The organism is Kineosporia sp. NBRC 101731, from assembly GCF_030269305.1.
Classification (GTDB): domain Bacteria; phylum Actinomycetota; class Actinomycetes; order Actinomycetales; family Kineosporiaceae; genus Kineosporia.
The window spans coordinates 1-255 of record NZ_BSTC01000076.1 but is presented as its reverse complement, the minus strand read 5'-3'; the positions used below and the strand labels follow the sequence as shown (position 1 = coordinate 255).

1 protein-coding gene is annotated in these 255 nt (G+C 60.8%); it reads right to left on the bottom strand.

Annotated elements, in window-relative coordinates; translation table 11 throughout:
- On the bottom strand, positions 1-202 hold a 202-nt coding region (locus tag QSK05_RS36140), incomplete at its 3' end, for a hypothetical protein (protein ID WP_285601920.1).
- Positions 203-255 lie beyond the last annotated feature (53 nt).

The window sequence follows — 255 nt, the reverse complement described above, 5'->3', positions numbered from 1 at the left end:
TCGAGTCACCCACCCGGTTCATCGCTGCCCCACGACCCAGCCCCAGCGACAAGGCAATCTCACTGCCGGTCAGCTCAATCCCATCGACCGCGTCGTAGGAACCGCTCGAGGTCATGCTCCGAGCAGCGAGATCTGCTGCACGGGTGAGCCATTCAGCCTGCGAGGCGTCGAGGTAGCGCTTGATTCTCTCGGCGGCAGCCACGGAACCCAGAAGAAACGTCTCCGAACCGTTCGAACAGGAACAATTTTCAACAG